General features: G+C 60.7%; 17 protein-coding genes. All 17 read right to left on the bottom strand.

Annotated elements, in window-relative coordinates; translation table 11 throughout:
- Positions 1 to 30: 30 nt before the first annotated feature.
- Complete coding sequence (locus QQK63_RS12485) at positions 31 to 336, bottom strand: hypothetical protein (RefSeq protein WP_277824091.1); 306 nt, start codon at positions 334 to 336, stop codon at positions 31 to 33.
- 8 nt (positions 337 to 344) lie between these two features.
- Positions 345 to 1,022, bottom strand: coding sequence for a restriction endonuclease subunit S domain-containing protein (locus QQK63_RS12480; RefSeq protein WP_277824094.1), 678 nt, complete (start codon positions 1,020 to 1,022; stop codon positions 345 to 347).
- A gap of 273 nt (positions 1,023 to 1,295) precedes the next feature.
- On the bottom strand, positions 1,296 to 2,180 hold the full coding sequence (locus QQK63_RS12475) for an ArdC family protein (RefSeq protein ID WP_277824096.1): 885 nt from the start codon (positions 2,178 to 2,180) through the stop codon (positions 1,296 to 1,298).
- A gap of 528 nt (positions 2,181 to 2,708) precedes the next feature.
- A complete protein-coding gene (locus QQK63_RS12470; protein WP_277824098.1) occupies positions 2,709 to 3,851 on the bottom strand; it encodes an SAVED domain-containing protein in 1,143 nt (380 codons plus the stop codon).
- A gap of 19 nt (positions 3,852 to 3,870) precedes the next feature.
- Positions 3,871 to 4,341 carry a Mov34/MPN/PAD-1 family protein gene (locus tag QQK63_RS12465; RefSeq protein ID WP_277824100.1) on the bottom strand — a complete coding sequence of 157 codons (471 nt, stop codon included), beginning with the start codon at positions 4,339 to 4,341 and terminating at the stop codon, positions 3,871 to 3,873.
- Complete coding sequence (locus QQK63_RS12460) at positions 4,319 to 6,064, bottom strand: ThiF family adenylyltransferase (RefSeq protein WP_277824102.1); 1,746 nt, start codon at positions 6,062 to 6,064, stop codon at positions 4,319 to 4,321. The genes QQK63_RS12465 and QQK63_RS12460 overlap by 23 nt, the downstream gene beginning before the upstream one ends.
- Positions 6,061 to 7,296 (bottom strand): nucleotidyltransferase domain-containing protein, encoded by a 1,236-nt coding sequence (locus QQK63_RS12455; protein ID WP_277824104.1) that lies wholly within the window; start codon positions 7,294 to 7,296, stop codon positions 6,061 to 6,063. The genes QQK63_RS12460 and QQK63_RS12455 overlap by 4 nt, the downstream gene beginning before the upstream one ends.
- A 544-nt stretch (positions 7,297 to 7,840) precedes the next feature.
- Positions 7,841 to 8,215: a hypothetical protein gene (locus QQK63_RS12450; protein ID WP_277824106.1), complete on the bottom strand. Its 375-nt coding sequence runs from the start codon at positions 8,213 to 8,215 to the stop codon at positions 7,841 to 7,843.
- An 18-nt stretch (positions 8,216 to 8,233) separates the two neighbouring features.
- Complete coding sequence (locus QQK63_RS12445) at positions 8,234 to 8,641, bottom strand: hypothetical protein (protein ID WP_277824108.1); 408 nt, start codon at positions 8,639 to 8,641, stop codon at positions 8,234 to 8,236.
- 10 nt (positions 8,642 to 8,651) lie between these two features.
- Positions 8,652 to 10,349, bottom strand: a complete 1,698-nt coding sequence (locus QQK63_RS12440) for a relaxase family protein (protein WP_277824111.1) — start codon at positions 10,347 to 10,349, stop codon at positions 8,652 to 8,654.
- Positions 10,343 to 10,756, bottom strand: coding sequence for a plasmid mobilization protein (locus QQK63_RS12435; protein ID WP_277824113.1), 414 nt, complete (start codon positions 10,754 to 10,756; stop codon positions 10,343 to 10,345). Before QQK63_RS12435 ends, QQK63_RS12440 begins: the two co-directional genes overlap by 7 nt.
- 41 nt (positions 10,757 to 10,797) lie before the next feature.
- Positions 10,798 to 11,652 (bottom strand): helix-turn-helix domain-containing protein, encoded by an 855-nt coding sequence (locus tag QQK63_RS12430; RefSeq protein ID WP_277824115.1) that lies wholly within the window; start codon positions 11,650 to 11,652, stop codon positions 10,798 to 10,800.
- 191 nt (positions 11,653 to 11,843) lie between these two features.
- Positions 11,844 to 12,545: an urea ABC transporter ATP-binding subunit UrtE gene (gene urtE, locus QQK63_RS12425; RefSeq protein ID WP_277824117.1), complete on the bottom strand. Its 702-nt coding sequence runs from the start codon at positions 12,543 to 12,545 to the stop codon at positions 11,844 to 11,846.
- Position 12,546: 1 nt separating this feature from the next.
- Entirely contained in the window at positions 12,547 to 13,287 is a 741-nt protein-coding gene (gene urtD / locus QQK63_RS12420; protein WP_277824120.1) for an urea ABC transporter ATP-binding protein UrtD, read from the bottom strand.
- Positions 13,284 to 14,453: an urea ABC transporter permease subunit UrtC gene (urtC, locus tag QQK63_RS12415; RefSeq protein WP_277824122.1), complete on the bottom strand. Its 1,170-nt coding sequence runs from the start codon at positions 14,451 to 14,453 to the stop codon at positions 13,284 to 13,286. Before urtC ends, urtD begins: the two co-directional genes overlap by 4 nt.
- 1 nt (position 14,454) lies before the next feature.
- A complete protein-coding gene (urtB, locus tag QQK63_RS12410) occupies positions 14,455 to 16,422 on the bottom strand; it encodes an urea ABC transporter permease subunit UrtB (protein ID WP_277824124.1) in 1,968 nt (655 codons plus the stop codon).
- A gap of 69 nt (positions 16,423 to 16,491) precedes the next feature.
- Positions 16,492 to 17,760 (bottom strand): urea ABC transporter substrate-binding protein, encoded by a 1,269-nt coding sequence (gene urtA, locus QQK63_RS12405; protein ID WP_277824126.1) that lies wholly within the window; start codon positions 17,758 to 17,760, stop codon positions 16,492 to 16,494.
- Positions 17,761 to 17,829: the final 69 nt, after the last annotated feature.

Genomic DNA, 17,829 nt, shown 5'->3' with positions numbered 1-17,829 from the left:
GGCGGGACATGTGCCCGCCCCAAGTTTCTCTCAAATCAAGCCACACGGCGGGTTGAACTGCGCGCGAAGCTGACGCTCGATCAGGACACGATCTCGGGCATCGGCATAAATTGCGGCCACCGACAGCTCCGAGTGCCCCTGGCCGCGCCAACACGGAGCGCGGTCATGGTTGGAGACACGTTCCCGGATATTCTGCGACTCGCCGACATCGACCACGCTCCAGGACGACATCGTACTGCGCCGACCAAGGATCACGTAGACGCCGGAGCGCGCCTGCAAGTTGTTTTCATTGCCGAAGGGGCCTTCAGCGTGGTAGCTTCCGATGGTGATGGACATTGTTCGCCTCATGAGTTTGTCCGTTGCGATTTGCCCACGGTTTTTGAGGGGCCATGGGCACCGTTATGCTCAGCTTCATTGCAGTGAAGCTGAGCACTTCGCACCTGCTGGAGCAGGGCGAATCTCGTGAATTTCCTTTTCGCTTCAGCCAATTCGTGCAGGAGTCGCGTTTCCGTTGCGGACAACGCGTCAAGTTCTGCGATCATCCGCTGCACGTCCAGACTGGGGATGTGCAGCGGCAGTGTTTCGAGGCACTCCCTAGGGATCATCCGAAGGTTTGTTCCTCGCGCGCCTAGGTCCAAGTAACGCTGCGCTTCATGCTGATTGATCGACCACACCACGTATTCAGGGAGGAGACCTGCCACTTTCGGGCGGATTATCATCACAGGAAGCAAGGCCACCGTAGCCTCGCCAGCCCCCCCCACGACAAGGCTGGCAGTGTTGTTCTCTCCGCGAGAGCGGAAAAGTACATCGCCGAGCTCAATCAGGTAGCGGTCGAGCTTACCGTCGAGATCATATCTCCCCGCAGAGCCAAGATCGACTTGCTCGCCATGCAGGTCTCGGAGCTGGATCGCGCGAACACCCTCCCCGGCACTCTCTTTGAGGGCGGCCCTGGCAGTGTAGCCAGCTCGGATTTCACAGGCTTCGCCCAGTGTGACATTTTTTATACTGTAGGTCATGCTCATACAAATGAGCTTGGGGTGTCTCTCTGTCAAGAATTTTTTCGTAGGTCATCCTACAGCAAATTTATTATGAGCCAGCGCTTTTCCTTTCATCGCCCTGTGGGGCTCGCGGGCATCTCATGCCCGTCCGCGCGAAGCGCTAGGCCTGTCGGTGGGTGGCCTTCAGGTTGCCCGCCGGCAGGTCACCCAGAAACCGCCCTCGACCATGATCACGCAAGAACGCGAAAGACCCCCGCCTTCTGACGGGGGCCTCGATCATTTCGGCGGTGCGAGCTGTTACTCGGCTGCCACCCGGTCGGCCTGCGCGGTGCGGGCCATGATGTAATCCACGGCCTTCTGTGCCTCCGACGCGGCGCGGAATATCGCGCGGTTGTCTTCCTTCATCGCGGCAAGCCACCCTTGGACATAGGCTGCGCTCTGGTCGAATTCCGGCTCCATCCCGATCTGCGCGCAAAGCATGCAGTTTCCGATTTCCGCGACCAGCTCCTCGAAGGCGTAGGACTTGCGGTCGCTGAACCGGCCCCAGCGGTCCAGCCGCTTTGTCGCCCCGGTCCAGTGGGTCAGCTCGTGGGCCAATGTCCCATAATACCCTGCCGCCCTGTGAAACGTGCCGATCGGCGGCATGTGGATCCGGTCCGTCTTGATGTTGTAATAGGCGCGCGGCTCCTCGGTCACGTCGATCTGCGCGCCGGTCGCGGCAAAGAACGCCTCCAGCTCAGGGTCGGCTTTGGTGCCAAGATCACGCGGTGGTTCGGGCAGGATGTAGTATTCAGCGGGCAAGCCCTCGATCTGGTCGGCGTTGAACACGCGGTAGGCCTTGGCATAGGGGATCTGGCGCTCTTCGCCGGTCTCGTCCTCGCGCTCGATGGTGCCGAATTTCACCACGGTGGCGGATTTCTCGCCCTTGCGAACGTGACCCCCAAGCTCTTTGGCCTGATTGAACGTCATCCAGCGGCTTGAGCAGTAGCCCTTCGACATCGCGGTGGCCCAGAGCATCAGGATATTGATCCCCCGATAGACTTCCCCGTTGAAGCGTTCCGGCAAGCTGACCGATGCCCCGGAACCGGTCCACGGCTTGCGCCAAGGCGGCGTCCCCGCCTCGATCTGCGCGACGATCTGGTTCGTGACGTGCGAATAAACGTCAAACTTCTCTGCGGTCATTTGTGACCCTCCTTGAGTGACGCGGGCCGGGACTTCTCCCCTTTCCGCCAATGGGCGGGCCTTCCTGTTCTGATCTTTGGAATGCCCATGCATTCCGAAGGGCAGAGCAGGTAAGGGCAAAGCCCGTCCTGCGGCCTGGCGGGGCCGAGACAACCGGGTGGAGGGCGTGAATTTGGGAGGGAACCGCGCGCCTGCGCGTGGGAGGAACCGGAATTCTCGACCGGAACCTACGCCATAGGCGGCGCTTGCCGGTTTTCTCGGATCTGCCGGGATGGCAGACGGATCAACAGGGTTAGGTAGAAGAGTCAGGGTTGGGGTGAGCGGGCTTTAGCCCGTCGACCTCCCTGCCCTGTCAATCTTTAATTGTGCAACGGTACGCAACCGAGACTACGAAACTTCACCAAGTGCCAAACAAATGTACTGCGGCGGAAAATAAGCTGAGCAAGCCAATGGCTATGCGTCCATCGGCGAAAACACGATCGGCCCAGAGCGGACTTTCGTTGTCCTTTTAGGCGCTGCGGCGCAGCTTCACCGAAGCGGTCGTTCAGGACCCGAAGCCCCAAATGTTGCACCCAGCTCTGAGCGATAGACTACTTTGGCATCGTCAAGGCCAGCGACGGGCATGGATACACCCCACGGATAGGCGACGGGTTTTCCGCGCTCATACTGATAAACTACGATTTCCGGCAGATTCCGCTTATCATAGCGCCTACCAAATGTGAAAACCACGCTGTTTGGTGCGGCGAGCACAAAATGCAATCGCTTTACGCCTTTCGCGGCAAGGTTTTTCACGACCTCCAGAAATTCCTGCGCCAGGCGATTCTGCTTTTGTTGCGACCAATGCCCGTCTGAAGACATACCATCGAGAGTCAGTTTGACCCTCGGTAGATTAAACGTCGTCGCCAAGTCGTCATTCTGGATCGGGTAGGAGACTGCCGTTGCCACCACCACCTCTGGCGCATCTTCTATCGCTTCGATCCCGTCCACTTTGAATTGGGCGCCGTCGTCAGGCCCCTCGACCTTGCGCCATGCTTCCTGAGAGCGGTCCCAGTCATAGGTGACGATGTTGCCTTCATCGTCGAGCAAGACGCCCGTCAGGAACGTGTAGGGGACTGAAGTCAGTCCGCCATAGACGGTCGTCAGATTAGCCCGGTCACCATCCATCTTGTTCTGCAGAACGGAACGATGCATTGCTGTGATGTCGTTCACGGCTCTTTCTGGCGCGATCACCTGACCGTCTAACCTGTTTCTCAAGTCCAGCAAGACGGGCACCACTGTGCCCTTCCGGTGTTTCGCCACCGTGTCCGCCAGTGAGTTGCCGTTGTCGTCCCGCAAACCGCGCGCCTCGATAACGATGTTCCGCAACTTCGATCGCGCCCGGGCATCTCCCACGAATCTGGTGGTCGCCAATACTAGGCCGACGAAAATGAGAAGGAACGCGGCCCCAAAAATGAGGACATCGATGGTTTCGAGCCCCGCCTCAATGCGGACAACGCCTTCTGGAAGGGCCCCAAGCGCAAATCGCAAAAGCTCAAGGATCAAGGGCACTCCGCCAAAGATCGCGATCAATAGACCTGCGCCCGTTCCGATCAGGAACCGTTCGATCGTTGTGACGCGAAACCACCAGTCGATGAGCTTGGTAAGAACGGTGTCGAAGTGTCGTCTCAGCATTCCTGAATAGGTCTTTCTTCTAAGTGGCGGACTCCACACGTATGACGCTGACCACGGACGGGGGATGGCCGCGCACAAAGAGATGCGCGCTGCATTCAAAGCACCAATACCATCTCAGCCGACTGATGAAGAGCACGGCAAAATCAACGCCTCCAGAGCCGTCCACGAGGTCCTGCATGGCATGCACGTCTTGAAGACTTGGGTTTACGCTGAAGCTCGGGTGGCTGTGCCATTCGCCCAGATAGTTGAAGCGAGTGTAGTTGGCGCCCGTTCTTTCGAAGAAGGCCGAAAGGGCCGCATCGTGATGATCGGCGTCGCGCAAGAATTGCGCGCGCGTTCCGCCGGATGTGTCAACGCTGAAATCGACGATACGAAATAGTTGGTCGGCGATCTCTTCTCCCATCAAGATGCCGCCGATCTCACGTGACCCTGACCTGAAAAGATGGCGTCGCATACGTCGTAGAACATCAGTCGGCAGCTGCACCTGCATCGGCGTCCTCCCTTGGAGGCAAATGAGCCTTGACAATTTCAACCAAGGCGTCCGCGTCAAGCGGTTCGACTTTTTCACCCCATTCGCCAGCAGGGATCAAATCGATTGGCCGCGTGTCAAAAGGTTGATCGAAGAGCCACTCTGACGAAAGGCCTATGACGTAAGCAGAGAAGGGAAAGATGCTGCCGTCCGGGCGGGCCAGCAGATCGATCACGAAGCGACTGGCATGCGCGGCAATGACACTAACCTCAGCGTCGTCAGCCACCATCGGAGTCCCGTCAGCGCCCTGCCCGCCATAGCGCTCTGGATCAACCGGCCTGATCCACTCAACGCCTTGATCTTCGCACCACCTGTCAATCTGTCCCCGTGCCAGCAGCGGCACTGGATCGACGTGGGGCCGCGCTCTTCCGACAAGGCCTCCAATTCCTCCAGCAAACACCTGAGCCCAGACCATTGGCTTGCTTTTGCGCGAGGCCATCGACGCAATCATGTTAAATGCGGTGGGCGACCCGGTGGCGTCTATGAGCACATCGCAGTCGCCAAGTGCCTCAAGCGCGCCGACCATCGACGCCGCACTTTCCTGGCCGCCAAGTGTCATGCGAAATACTCTGACACTGACCTCAGGCGCCAGGTTCTTAAGTCGCTCGCGCAGGCCAAACGCTTTGTGCGCGCCCGTTGCACTCAGGTCCAACTCGTTGCGCACCGTATTTCCGGGGAAGAAGATGTCTTCATCAATCAGGAGGAATTTGCCGACACCAGTTCTGCAAAGACCGGCCGCAACCTTCGACCCAACGGAGCCACATCCAACGATTCCAACGGTCTTGTCGGCGAGCACCTTGAACTCGTCTGGCAAGCGTTGTTGCGCGGCCGGGACCATCACAGTCTTGTACGGGATGATTTTACGGTCGTCTGCTTTGCCGAAGATCGAGAACAGTTCCCACTTATCTTCGTCACCCAAGAGCAAATAGGTGAACGCATCAGTGTCGAGCAAGCGACCGCAAAGGTCGCCGAGATCTTGTTCGTACAGAAAGGCGCCAAGGGTTTTTGCACTGACAGCACGAATATCCCCGGCGCCCGGCACCCGCACAACAGTCCCAGTTTCTGGCGCATATCCTTCGGGCAGTATCAGGTCGCTTACCCAAATGGGATCATCCTTCAGCCCGATCCGCGTCATTGAAGCGACATAGATGGTTGCCGTTTTCCGCTCTGAAAACGTGAACTCGTATTCTTGGCCATCCGGCAAGCTGTTGATCGCGACCAAATCCCTCTCGCTCATCAAGAACCGACAAGGCTGAGAGCGAAGGTCGCGTCCGAGCGATGCGGTATGTGCGGATCGCGCATGCACGATCTCGCCGGTCTCGGGCTGCTCTTCGGAAATCAGGCGCTGGCAGCTTGCTACCATATCAGCGCCCGTAATCGAAGGATGCCAATTATCTGGGCGGTGTTCGAGACAAAGCTCGCCCTCAGCGCCGTACTGATGGTTTGAAATCCGCGATGCGTCGTCCGTGAAAATCATCGGCGGGGCATCTGGAAAGATGCTCGGATACCGCATCCGAAAGCCAAAGCGCTTGTCGCCATGCATGATGGCAAAAGTGACGCACATTTCGAGATCACTGTTGGCCTGCCAGTTCTCGACAGACAGCCAATCCACGCCGCTCTCGAGCTCGGCGAGGGCGGCCTTTTCGCTCACCAGTCTTGAATGCTGTAACAGCCACCAAGTCATGCAAAACCATCAGGCTTTTTGGGAGTACGAGGCGCATCAGAAAAGGAAACATTCGGAGCAGAGGCCGCGGATGCAACCCCTGCCGCTTTCACAAGACCGGGCGAGCCTGGCCGCGTCGGCTGCAACGCAGCATCACTGGCCTGATCGGTGAGGTCCCGCCCCATACGGCCTGCCAGCACCGTCGACATTCGCCGGTGTTCTACCAGGCGGCTTGCGGTGGAGAAATCCTCTCGCGCTTGCTTCAACCAATCGAAAAACGCGTCAGCACGCTCGGGATACTCCTCCCACTTGTCCGCGAAATTCTCGAGCGCGTCCGTTGGATTCTTGATGACGTATTTCGTCCCATCGTGCTCAATGGCCTCTTCCATCCGGCTCAGGATCGATAACAGAGCATAACCGATCGTTTCTTCGCCTTGGTAGGCGTGCGCGGCGAGCGTGGAGATGATGATCGAAATTGGTTTGTCGGTGGGATCGTCAGCGAACATGGTGTCACGGTGCCGCTTCAGAATCATGATCGCGGACTGCAGCGGAGTGCGAACGCGGTATGTCGGGATGTCTTCGATACTGGCGGTCACACCCTCAGCACGCATCTCTTCCAAAATCTGCTGTCGCCTGCGAAGGAAGACGTCGCCCATGCGCGATTTGAACCACTCCGCGTAGCCACGCGGATTGGAGCGCGGCCATTCGTCCGTGATGACGTCATACGCCGCTTCCTCATTGTCCGTGATGGCAATGGCCGTGTCGGCGTAGGTTGCATCGAGACTGCGGGCCTCGAGCATCAGCCGCTGGTCCTCGGCGTTCGGAATACAGGGCACAATGTCCATGTGAAATTTCACGCCATCGGCGTATTCGAGGCGCCAGCAGCGTCGGCCCTCGTGCACCGGTTTCTTGATGCCTTTGCTGTCTCGGTAGAGCTTGATTTCTTTACCCAGTAGGTCCTTCAGATCGTGCTGCGAAAGGTCCGACTTGCTCAGACTTGTGAGCGAACAGGCACAGTCCACGTCATACTCTTCATCTTCAGACACTGGCCTGATGACCGTGCCCAGCCGAAAGGAACCCTGTACAAAGATGTCGGGATTATGGTCCCGGACACTGGACGAGTCCCGATGCAGCCAATCACCAAGTGATTTATAGCTCTTTTCAGCCTGTTCGTAGCGCGCAGATGGAATTTCGAGCGCCTTTGCCAGAGCTTCAAGATATGCTTCAGCCTGCTTTGTGATCGTGACAGCCATGCTCAACTATTCCCCTTCGTTCCTCGACCATATGAGTTTCTGGTAGGCAGATTACAACGCGCTGAACGTCCGTTGCTTCTTATCTGACAGTGTTCCATCGCACCCCCAGAGAACGACCGCTTGCTCGTCGGCAAGCCAGGTCTATCGCGCCCGCAACGAACGTCGGCTTCCCGCCCAGATCGTTTATGCGGCGCTTGACCTTCATCCTTACGCTGCTCAATCCACAGCTGTCTGAATACATCGCGAGATCACCCAGCCCCATCCGGGACCATCCGCCGCGCTGCAATCTCATTGACAGCAAGATCGAAGATCTCTTGGCAATCAGCCGACAAATCGACACGTTCCTCGAACTCATACATCAACGCGGCGCTTGGGAGCATATCCAGAGTTCCTGCGGTTCGAAGGACAGCCTCGAAAGCTTCGAGAGCTTCGGGCCCGCACCCTTCAAGGCTCGACACAAAAATTGGGGAACCGTTCATCGCCTTCCGTTCCATGGAGTGTCTGAACCGCCCTTGTTTTAATAGGGTGGCTTCAAGCCGTTCAGTCAGGGCCGTGGCCCCCGTTCGATCTCGGCTTCAAACGGGTCGCCTGGGAAAAGATTGGGCCCAGAGATCTCATCATCCTCTATGTCACTATAAAGGCGATCGACCGCCTGAAAGGGTGTCGAAAGGGGAAGCCCCGCGCTGCTCATAGCTTGAACAATCGAGCGCGTGAGCGTCGTCGCCCTTTCGACAGGGTTCTTTGCGGGGTCGGCTATGCTTTGCAGAAGGGACGTCTCTCCTGTGATCCCGTATGTTGTCGCATGCGCAAGCCAAGCGGCAGCGTTCCCAGCGGTCAAACGATCTAACGCCGAGCTTTTGTGGTCGCTCGCAAATGCGCGCAAGCGCGCAAACGCGGCAAGGGTGGGGTCATTGGTCATGTGATTAGCCTTTTTTGATTATAGAAAGCGAACGGCAAGCAATACACCGATGACGCTGCCCAGTAGGCCTGACACGGCGGTCGCGGCCACAATCATCATTACCATTTCGCGAATGCTTTGCCGGTGTCGTTCCAGCTCCCCTACCAGAGGCATGGTCGAATTCGCGACTTTGGCGACATGGGCCTTTAGGTCGGCGTCGACATGAACGGTCACGCCGGCGTCAATCTGTCCTTGAAGGCTTTGGTAGATGCGCTTCGTAGCGGCCGCCTGTTCCTTGATTTGTCCCTCGGCGCTTATCAGCAGCTTGACGGTCTTGCGAAGTGCATCCACCTGATCGCGCGCGTTGTGCAGGAACCGCCGGAGGTCGTGCTCTAGCAAGTCCACTGGTTCGGATGCATAATCGGGGTGTTGAAAAGGATCTGTCATTGGCTTTCTCCTACGGCTTTGGTTTGGGGGTCGGACTTGATACACGCGGAACGATCACCGAAATCGGGCGCAACCTGTGGCGCGCCTGGAACGACATTTGGGGGGACGAGTTGTTAAGAACCGCTGCGCTGCGCGTCGCGGCATTTGGCCCGCCTATCCGCGCGAGCATCCCAAGACTCTGGCTGAGATGCCGGCGTTTCAGTTCTGTTTCAGCTTCTCTTCGGCGGACTTCGCTAGCCGAAAGCTCTCTTGCAACTGTTTGTCCAGCGATTTGAAGTTCGCTTCTTCGACGAACAAGCCAAGCAATGCGGTTATCAAGGAACTTTGAGACTGGCTGAGCAAGCTCATGCAATCGGCCAAGCCAGCCAGCCGTTTCTCGATCATGTTCGTCGAGCGCTTTTCCAAACCGCTCAATTCCTTGGCGGAGGTCTCGCAGGCTGAAACTAACCGCTCGACGCAGGCGAGCAAGTCGCGCTCCAAGGGCGTCAGGCTCATTCACTCCTCCAGAATTTCGATGCAGTAGACTGAATGGCCGTCGACTGTGCAGGTCCTCAGCTCGGCTCGTGCAGGATCGAGCGTCAGCCAGATTTGACCTCTCCGCTCGATCCGCGTCAGGCCTAGGTCGGCCAACTCGGACCGCTTCATCTGCAAAGCCCAAAAGTAGCTCGCGACCATCATCGAGGCGATCCCCGTCACAATCAGCCCCGAGATCACGTAAGGCGAGATCGTCAGCCAGCGCCGGATCTGCTTGTTCCGCGTCTCGAACAAACTCCTGTTCTCGTTGAGGAATTGTTGCATATCGCTCTCGATGGTACGCTGCGCGGCGCTCGCAATAGCTTTCAAATCGGTTCTGAAGCTCTGCAGCTGGGATGCCGTCGAGACGACGTGTTCCTGCCTGATCACGTCGAGCTCCTCGTTCAGCTTCTCGCTCAGCCGGATCGGCTTGCCAGCGTTCATGGAAAATCTCTCCTTTCAAGCGCCAGCGTTCACCGGTCTCGGGGTCCTGGACGGTCAAGTAGGCCTTGCCAACGCGGGGCAGTTCAAACCCCGCGTCCGTGAGCACGTCGATCATGCTGGCGCGATCTTCGATCAGACACATAGAAATCTGGTCGAGGATCCACGCATGCAGCTCATCGCGGCCCTGGGCACGGGTCGGAGCCTCGATGGTGTCGCGCACTTCCCGGACGCGCTCTGGGTCCATCGGGTCAGCCCAACCGTGACGCTGGTTCATCAGGTCACGCAAACTATCATAGGCATCCTGATAGCCAGGCGGCGCGATGTTCAGGCTGCGTCCGGTGGTCAGTTCAAGACGCGGCATGCAGAAGTGCAGCTCGACGCGGTGCTCGTGGCTGTGGCGAATCCAAAGTATGTCGAATTGCTCGCCGTCCAGACCCGCGAAGGCCAGCTTCTCGAAGGCTTCCATGACTTCGGATTGCTGTGCGTCAGTCGGCGCGTCCTGAGCCTCAAAGCTGATCACGCCCGAGCGGTAGGTCCACTGGTGGCAGCTGGCGTCGATCAAAGCCTCGGTGCGGCTGGGGTCGCCGTGCAACACCTCGGGCAAGGGGGCGCGGATCACTGTCAGCGGCTGACCATCGGCATCGCGGATCAAGTCGCGGTTGCCGTCATAGTCCAGCACGCACTCGGCCAAGAGGTAGCCGATCGGCCCCGCGCCCGCGCCCTTGCCGTTGGGGAAGAATTTGATCAGCACCGCCGTGCCTCGTCTAGAAGCAGGGCTAGCTGGCGTTCGATCATCACGAGGCTGCGCGCTATGGTCAGGCTGTCGAGATCGGTGCGACCCACCAGCATCGCGCGGTTCAGCCAACGCGCGATCTGGTTGAGGTTGCCGCCGATGCGCCCCACCGCCAGCACCAGGGCTGGATCGACGCGCGGCACGGGCTTGCGGCGGCGCGCTGCGGTCAGGCCAAGAGCCTCACGCAAGAGCGTTGCGGCAGGAAGACCAGCGGCTTCGGCCTGGGCGCGCAGCTCGGCCTTCTCGTTGGCCGTGCAACGGAAAACGAAGGTCTCCGTCAGCGCCTCCTTTGCGCGGGTGGGGTTCGAAGGGGAGGCTTGCCGCCCCTCGCAAGGTCCCGGGTCAGCAGCGCCAGCGTATGACATGGGTCGCCTTGCTGTTTGCGCTTCGGTGGAATTGGTGGCGCTCATGATCTAAGCCCAGCCGCCTGGATTTGCGCCTGTGTCACCAGCTTTATGGCCAGCAATGCGTCGACCTGGCTGGGTGTGATGTGGCGGCAGAGCGGATGGCGGTTCGTGACCCAACCCGCCAAGCCCGCCAGCGCCTTGGCCTGATTTGCCTTCGTCTCTTCTCGGCCCGTGGCAATGTCCTCGATATAGGCCCGCCACTTCCAAGACTTGAACCAGTTGTCCGAGAAACAGACCTTAGACCGGGTGAAGCCCGTGCTCTCGTTCGCGTAGGCCCTCACAGCCTGCAACAGGTCCTCGAACTCCGTCCCGGCATCCAGGGCCTCCCTGATCCGCCTGAGACAATCCGCCTTCCCCCGCACCCGGTCAGGAGGATAGGCCGCCAATACCTTCTCAGCCTCCTCATCCTCCGCCGCCGCGCGCTCGCGCGTAGGAGGTTTATGGATGAATTTAGGATGGTTTGGGGGCCGTGGTGGCCCCGGTACCCCGGCCACCGTGGCCCCCGTTCCGGGGCCAGTCTGGACGGGGTCCACTGTGGCCCCCGTCTCGATTTCGGGTTCTGCGGTCAGTTCCAGCGCCTCGACCTTGGCCAGATCGATCCGGTAAGCGATGGTGAAACCGTTCTTGCATTTGCGCACGCCAGTCTCGACCAGAATACCTTCCCTCCGCAACTCCCGGATCGTCCGTTTGACCGTGCTCTCCCCCAGCTCAGTGTGCCGTTGAATCGTGCCCTTGGAACACCAGATGCCCGAACCATCGTCGCTCGCCTTGTCGGCCAGAAACATGATGATCTGCTTGCGCGTGGCACTGCCAAACTTCCGCTCGGCACACGCATTCGCCACACGCCAGCTCATCGAGCAGCCCCCGGGGCGAGATGGGGGCAATTTTCGAAGGTATCAGGTTCTCTTACTGTTCGGCATATGTCCTGATACCAATTTAAGCCTAAGTACTTGTTTTGATTTACATGATGGAGGGATTTCAAATCCGTGAAGACCGGTTCGATTCCGGTACTCGCCTCCACCCTTTCCCTTCCAGTGGCAGTCCCTCACCCTTTCAGGCTGAAGGCGTTTTGCACCGCCTCGCGCGTCGTGTCGGCCTTTGCCGCCGAAAACACCGTCGCGCCCCGGCTCAGCACATGGAACCGATCCGCCAGCGCATAGGCGAAATCGAAATATTGCTCGACCAGCACGATGGCCATCTCGCCCTCGGCGCGCAGCTGTTCGATCACCCGCCCGATCAACTGGATGATGTTGGGCTGGATGCCCTCGGTCGGCTCGTCCATCAGCAAAAGCTTGGGCCGCGTCACCAGGGCCCGCCCGATGGCCAACTGCTGCTGCTGCCCCCCCGACAGATCGCCGCCGCGCCGGTTCTGCATCTCTTTCAGGACCGGGAACATCTCGTAGATCCGGGCGGGCACGACGCGTTCGGACTTGGGCAGGCAGGCAAGCCCCGTCTCGAGATTCTCGCGCACCGTCAGCAGCGGAAAAATCATCCGCCCCTGCGGCACATATCCCACCCCCATCTGCGCCAGCCGGTGCGCGGGCAGTTTCGGCAGGCTCTGCCCGTTCAGGATCACCTCACCGCCCGACCGCGCATGGGTGCCCGCGATGGCTTTCATCAGCGATGTCTTGCCAACCCCGTTCGTGCCCATGACGCAGGTCACCTGCCCCTTGGGCGCGGTCAGCGACACCTTGTTCAGGATCTGGCTGCCGCCGTAGTGAAGCGTCAGATCGCGGGTTTCCAGCATCTCAGCGCCCCAGATAAACTTCGATGACCCGCTCATCGGCCATCACGTGATCGAGCGAGCCCTCGGCCAAAACCGATCCCTCGTGCAGGACCGTGACCCGGCACTCCAGCCGCCGCACGAATTCCATGTCATGTTCCACCACGACGACCGCATGGCTTTGCGCCAGCCGCTTGAGCAGCGCGGTAGTATGCTCCCGCTCCTCGGTCGTCATGCCCGCCGCGGGTTCATCGACCAGCAAAAGCCTCGGGTCCTGCGCCAAGAGCATCCCGATCTCCAGCCATTGCTTCTGCCCATGGCTCAGGATGCCGGCGGGCCGGTCCAGATGGTCGGACAGGCCGATCTCGGCCGCGATCTCGTCGATCCGCGCGCGATCCGCCTCGGTCACCCGGTCGAACAGCGCAGCGATGGGGCCTCGCGGTTTCTTGAGCGAGACCCGCAGGTTGTCCCACACGCTCTGATCCTCGAAAACGGTTGGGCGCTGGAACTTGCGCCCCACACCCACCTGCGCGATCTCGGCCTCCGACAACGCCAAAAGCGACCGCCCCGTCTCGCCCCAGCGCACGCTGCCGGTATCGGGGCGCGTCTTGCCGGTGACGATATCCATGAAGGTCGTCTTGCCCGCGCCATTTGGCCCGATCACCGCCCGCATCTCGGGGCAGCCGATGACGAAACTCAGGTTGTTGATCGCGCGGAACCCATCGAAACTGACGGAAATCCCCTGCACCTCCAAAAGCGAGTTCATGCGCGGTCCTTCCTGACGATGTAATCGACCAGCCCGCCCAGACCCTTGGGCGCGAACAGCGTGACAAGCACAAAGCCAAGGCCCAAAAGGACCGGCCACCAATCGACCCATTCGATCGTATAGATACCCAGATCGATATCGGGCGCCCGCCCGCCGGTGAAATAGGTCGACAAAAGCGACACCGCCGCCGCCCCGATCACCGCCCCGTAAAGCCGCCCGCGCCCGCCGATGGCGACCCAGACCGCAAGGTAGATCGAGGCGATGGGCGCGATCTCGTCGGGGTTCACGATGCCCGCCTGCGGATAATACAGCGCCCCCGCGATCCCGCAGATCACGCCCGACAGCGTGAACACGAACAGCTTGTAGGCCTCGACCCGGTAGCCAAGAAACCGCACCCGCTGCTCGTCGTCGCGGATGCCGCGAATGATGTTGCCGAACTTGCCCGACACCAGCCAGACCGCGCCCACATAGGCCAGCCCCAGCGCGGCGGCCGAGGCCCAGAAAAACCAGATCGAGATCCTGTCCTGCCCCACTGTATCCAATCCGGGGATATTCTGGAGGCCCGACAGACCATTGTTTCCGCGCAGCCCCGTGTCGTTCTGGAACAGGTACAACGACAGGGCGAGCGTCATCGCCTGCGTCAGGATCGACAGGTATACCCCCGTCACCCGGCTGCGGAACGCCAGCCAGCCAAAGACCAGCGCCAGCACCCCCGGCACCAGCACCACCAACAACAGGCTCAGAACCAGGCTGCCCGAGGCCGCCCACATCCACGGCCAGTCCGTTGCCCCCACCACCGAAAAGATCTGCGCCGCCGTGGCGTCGCTCACCTCGGCTTCGGTCGGCGGGATCACCCCGCCCATGAGATTCGCGCGCACCACATCCTCGGTCCGGGCCGTCATCAGCCACATGCCGATGCCATAGCCCCCCAGCCCGAAGAACGCGAAATGCCCAAGGCTCAGGATGCCGCAATAGCCCCAGACCAGATCCATCGCCAAAGCCGCAAGGCACAGGCACAGCGTCATGCCCAGAACCTTGGTGAAACTGACCGAAATGGCCCCGGTCCCATAGGCTTCCGACATCACCGTCACGCCCAAGGCCAACAGCGTCAGCACCCCGATGAAGATCGGCACCGACGGGTTGCGGGCAAAGATCGAGCGTTCCATCTCAATCCCCCGCCGCACGGCCGCGCAGCGCGATGATGCCGCGCGGACGGAACTGGATGAACAAGATCACGAACAAGATCATGTAGGTCTGCGCGGCCAGCGTGTTCGTGGGGTTCAGCCATTCGATGAATTTCTGCAAACCCCCGATCATCCCCGCCCCGATCAGCGTGCCGAAAATGTTGCCGACGCCGCCCACCACGACCGTCATGAAACTCTGGACGATGTAATTCGACCCCAGATCCGGCACGACCTGCGCGAACAGCCCGATGGCCACCCCGGCAATCCCCGCGATCCCCGATCCAAGGCCGAAGGTCAGCATGTTGATCCGGTCCGGGTTGATCCCCATCGAGGCCGCCATGGCCGGGTTCTGCGTCACCGCCCGCACCTCCAGCCCCAGCCTCGTGCGGTTCAGCACCAGCCAGAGGAGCACGAAAAAGATCACGCCAAGCAGGAAGATCGCGATCCGGATCGACGAGATCGACACCACGTCATTGATCGCAACCGACCCCGCCAGCCAGTCGGGCGGCGTCAGCGGCCGCGCCTGCGTGCCGAAGATCTGGCGCACGATCTGTTGCAGCGCGATGGAAATCCCGAATGTCGCCAGAAGCGTCTCGAGCGGGCGATGATACAGCCACCGGATCACCAGCCGCTCCATCGCCACCCCGCCCGCGAATGTCACCGCAAAGGCAAGCGGGATCGCGATGGCGATCGAAAGCGTGTAATCGGGCACGATGGTCTGCACCACGTAGCCGGTGTAGGCCCCGATCATGATGAATTCGCCATGGGCCATGTTGATGACCCCCATCACGCCGAATGTGATGGCAAGCCCGATGGCCGCAAGAAAATAGATCGAGGCAAGCGACAACCCGTCCAGCGACAGGTCAAGCACCCGGTAGGCGCCGACCCGCATGTCGATCCCCTCCAGCGTGTCGCGCGCGGCATCGGTCACCGCCACCGACGCCTCCCTGTAGACCTCGTAGAACACATGCGCGTCCAGCGCCGCCGTCACGTCCGCCTCGGTCGGCGCGGGCAGGGCCAGCCCCTCGGCCACTAACGCGGCATAGGCCCGGTCGCGCGCGGCATCGGTATCCAGCTGCGCCACCGGAACGCCGCCCACGCGCCCCTCGACCACATGCGCGGCGAGGATGTCGCGCTGTTCCGCCCGGCTGATCCGCGCGGGCGCCAGCCCCGCCTCCACCAGCATCGCATAGGCCGCGACCTCGTCGATATCGGACCCCGGCTCCAGAACGCGGGCAAGGTTCCCAACCTCGGGCAGCGCCACGCCCACGCCGCTCGTCACCGCCAGGAGCGGGTTCAACGTCGCCCGCGCCACAAGGCTCACATTGCCCGCAAGGCTTTCGATCGCCGCCACCCGGTCGGCATCATCCGTGTCGAAGGCGATCACCAGCTTGGGCAGCAAAACCTCGGCCAATTCGATCACATCCGGATCGCTCTCCGTCGCCAGCAGGTCGCGCAACAGCGCCAGATGGCTCTCCTCCGGCGCATTGTCGATGGCCGCCAGCGCCGCCAACCGCTCCGCCGGATCCTCCGCCCCCAACTGGAACGCCACCAGCGCCGAGGCGATGACCGTCTGCACGCCCCTGTTGGGCCGTAACTGCGCCACCTCGCGGCTGGTCGCCGTCCCGATCTCGGCCCCTGTGACGATATCCACCAAAACCAGCGGATCGGCATCGGGATCGGCCACATAGACGAACAGCCCGTCGGATTGCCGCTGGTACACCTCGCGCGCGGCCCAGCGCGTCAGAAAGCCCGGCACCTCGGGCAGATCGCTGGCGATCAGCCTGTCCAGAACCTGCTGCACCGTCTGGCGCGAGGCATTGGCCACGAGATCGGCCTCCACCTGCAACAGCGCCTGAAGACCCGTGCCCGCATCTTGCGCCAAGGCGCGCGGCCCATGACCCAGCGCCAAAAGCGCCACGGCCAGCACCACGATAAAACGTCGTATCATTCTGGAACTGCTCGGAAAAAAGGGTTGCGGGTGGCCCCGGGATCAGGGCCACCCGCCGCAAGCATCGGCTCAGTAATTCGACTGGATCTGCACGCAGGTGCTGGTCTGGGTGTTGTACATCCCACAGCCCAGACCCGGCCAATCGCTTTCAAGAACCGCCGATTCCGGCAAGAAATCGGTCCAGGCATCGCCCGGCACCGGATCGGTCTGGCTGATGATGTCGAACTGCCCGTCCGCCCGGATTTCGCCGATCAGCACCGGCTTGGTCAGGTGATGGTTGGGCAGCATTTCCGCGATGCCGCCGGTCAGGTTCGGCACCTGGATGCCGTACATGGCGTCACGCACCGCATCCACATCGGTGGTGCCAGCCGCCTCGACCGCCTGCACCCACATGTTGAAGCCGATGTAATGCGCTTCCATCGGGTCATTGGTCGGGCGCGCCTCATCACCGATGAAGTCATGCCATGCGGTGATGAAGGCTTCGTTCTCCGGCGTATCGGCGCTCATGAAATAGTTCCATGCCGCCAGATGCCCCGCCAAGGGCGCGGTGTCGAAACCGGCCAGTTCCTCTTCACCGACCGAGAAGGCCACGACCGGAATGTCATCGGCCGAAACGCCCTGCGCCGCCAGTTCCGCGTAGAACCCCACGTTCGCATCGCCGTTGATGGTCGAGATCACGCCAACCTGCTGGCCACCCGCGCCCAGCGCCACGACATCGGCCACGATCGACGACCAATCCGACTGACCGAAGGGCGTGTAGTTGACGAAGATGTTTTCTTGCGGAATGCCCGCATCGAGCAGGTATTGCTCCAGAATGCGGTTCGTCGTGCGCGGATAGACGTAGTCGGTCCCGAGCAGGGCGAAAACCTCGACCCCCAGCTCGTTCAGGTAGTAATCGACCGCCGGGATCGCCTGCTGGTTCGGGGCGGCGCCGGTGTAGAACACGTTGCGGCTCGATTCCTCGCCCTCGTACTGCACCGGGTAGAACATCAGCCCGTTCAGTTCCTCAAGCACCGGCAGCACCGACTTGCGGCTCACGCTGGTCCAGGCGCCAAAGATCACATCGACTTCGTTCACGGTCAGCAATTCGCGGGCGCGCTCGGCAAACAACGGCCAGTCAGACGCGGGGTCCACGACCACAGGCACGATCTCTTGGCCCAAAAGACCACCGGCCGCGTTCTGCTGTTCGATCAGCATCAGCATGACATCGCGCAGCGTCGTTTCCGAAATTGCCATGGTCCCGGTCAGCGAATGGAGGATACCGACTCGGATTTCCGCGCTTGCAGCATGGGCGGAAACTACGGCCATTGCGCTGGCAAGAAGGAGTTTTTTCATCATTTTGTCCCAGGTTCACAGGCAGTCACTTCGCTGCCGCAGCAAAGTGAACGCGGATTGACCCTGTGTTGT

This window comes from Roseicyclus marinus, from assembly GCF_030163795.1.
In the GTDB taxonomy this organism is placed as follows: domain Bacteria; phylum Pseudomonadota; class Alphaproteobacteria; order Rhodobacterales; family Rhodobacteraceae; genus Roseicyclus; species Roseicyclus marinus.
Note: the sequence above shows the minus strand (reverse complement) of the source record. Positions and strands in the feature narration are given on the sequence as shown.

Excerpts from the sequence above, each read along its gene's own strand:
- QQK63_RS12435 (WP_277824113.1), bottom strand. The coding sequence starts at position 10,756 with ATGTCATACGCTGGCGCTGCTGACCCGGGACCTTGCGAGGGGCGGCAA.
- urtD (WP_277824120.1), bottom strand. The coding sequence starts at position 13,287 with ATGAACTCGCTTTTGGAGGTGCAGGGGATTTCCGTCAGTTTCGATGGG.
- urtA (WP_277824126.1), bottom strand. The coding sequence starts at position 17,760 with ATGATGAAAAAACTCCTTCTTGCCAGCGCAATGGCCGTAGTTTCCGCC.
- QQK63_RS12460 (WP_277824102.1), bottom strand. The coding sequence starts at position 6,064 with ATGACTTGGTGGCTGTTACAGCATTCAAGACTGGTGAGCGAAAAGGCC.
- QQK63_RS12455 (WP_277824104.1), bottom strand. The coding sequence starts at position 7,296 with ATGGCTGTCACGATCACAAAGCAGGCTGAAGCATATCTTGAAGCTCTG.
- QQK63_RS12480 (WP_277824094.1), bottom strand. The coding sequence starts at position 1,022 with ATGAGCATGACCTACAGTATAAAAAATGTCACACTGGGCGAAGCCTGT.
- QQK63_RS12430 (WP_277824115.1), bottom strand. The coding sequence starts at position 11,652 with ATGAGCTGGCGTGTGGCGAATGCGTGTGCCGAGCGGAAGTTTGGCAGT.
- QQK63_RS12475 (WP_277824096.1), bottom strand. The coding sequence starts at position 2,180 with ATGACCGCAGAGAAGTTTGACGTTTATTCGCACGTCACGAACCAGATC.
- QQK63_RS12450 (WP_277824106.1), bottom strand. The coding sequence starts at position 8,215 with ATGACCAATGACCCCACCCTTGCCGCGTTTGCGCGCTTGCGCGCATTT.
- QQK63_RS12485 (WP_277824091.1), bottom strand. The coding sequence starts at position 336 with ATGTCCATCACCATCGGAAGCTACCACGCTGAAGGCCCCTTCGGCAAT.
- QQK63_RS12445 (WP_277824108.1), bottom strand. The coding sequence starts at position 8,641 with ATGACAGATCCTTTTCAACACCCCGATTATGCATCCGAACCAGTGGAC.
- urtC (WP_277824122.1), bottom strand. The coding sequence starts at position 14,453 with ATGGAACGCTCGATCTTTGCCCGCAACCCGTCGGTGCCGATCTTCATC.
- QQK63_RS12465 (WP_277824100.1), bottom strand. The coding sequence starts at position 4,341 with ATGCAGGTGCAGCTGCCGACTGATGTTCTACGACGTATGCGACGCCAT.
- urtB (WP_277824124.1), bottom strand. The coding sequence starts at position 16,422 with ATGATACGACGTTTTATCGTGGTGCTGGCCGTGGCGCTTTTGGCGCTG.
- QQK63_RS12470 (WP_277824098.1), bottom strand. The coding sequence starts at position 3,851 with ATGCTGAGACGACACTTCGACACCGTTCTTACCAAGCTCATCGACTGG.
- urtE (WP_277824117.1), bottom strand. The coding sequence starts at position 12,545 with ATGCTGGAAACCCGCGATCTGACGCTTCACTACGGCGGCAGCCAGATC.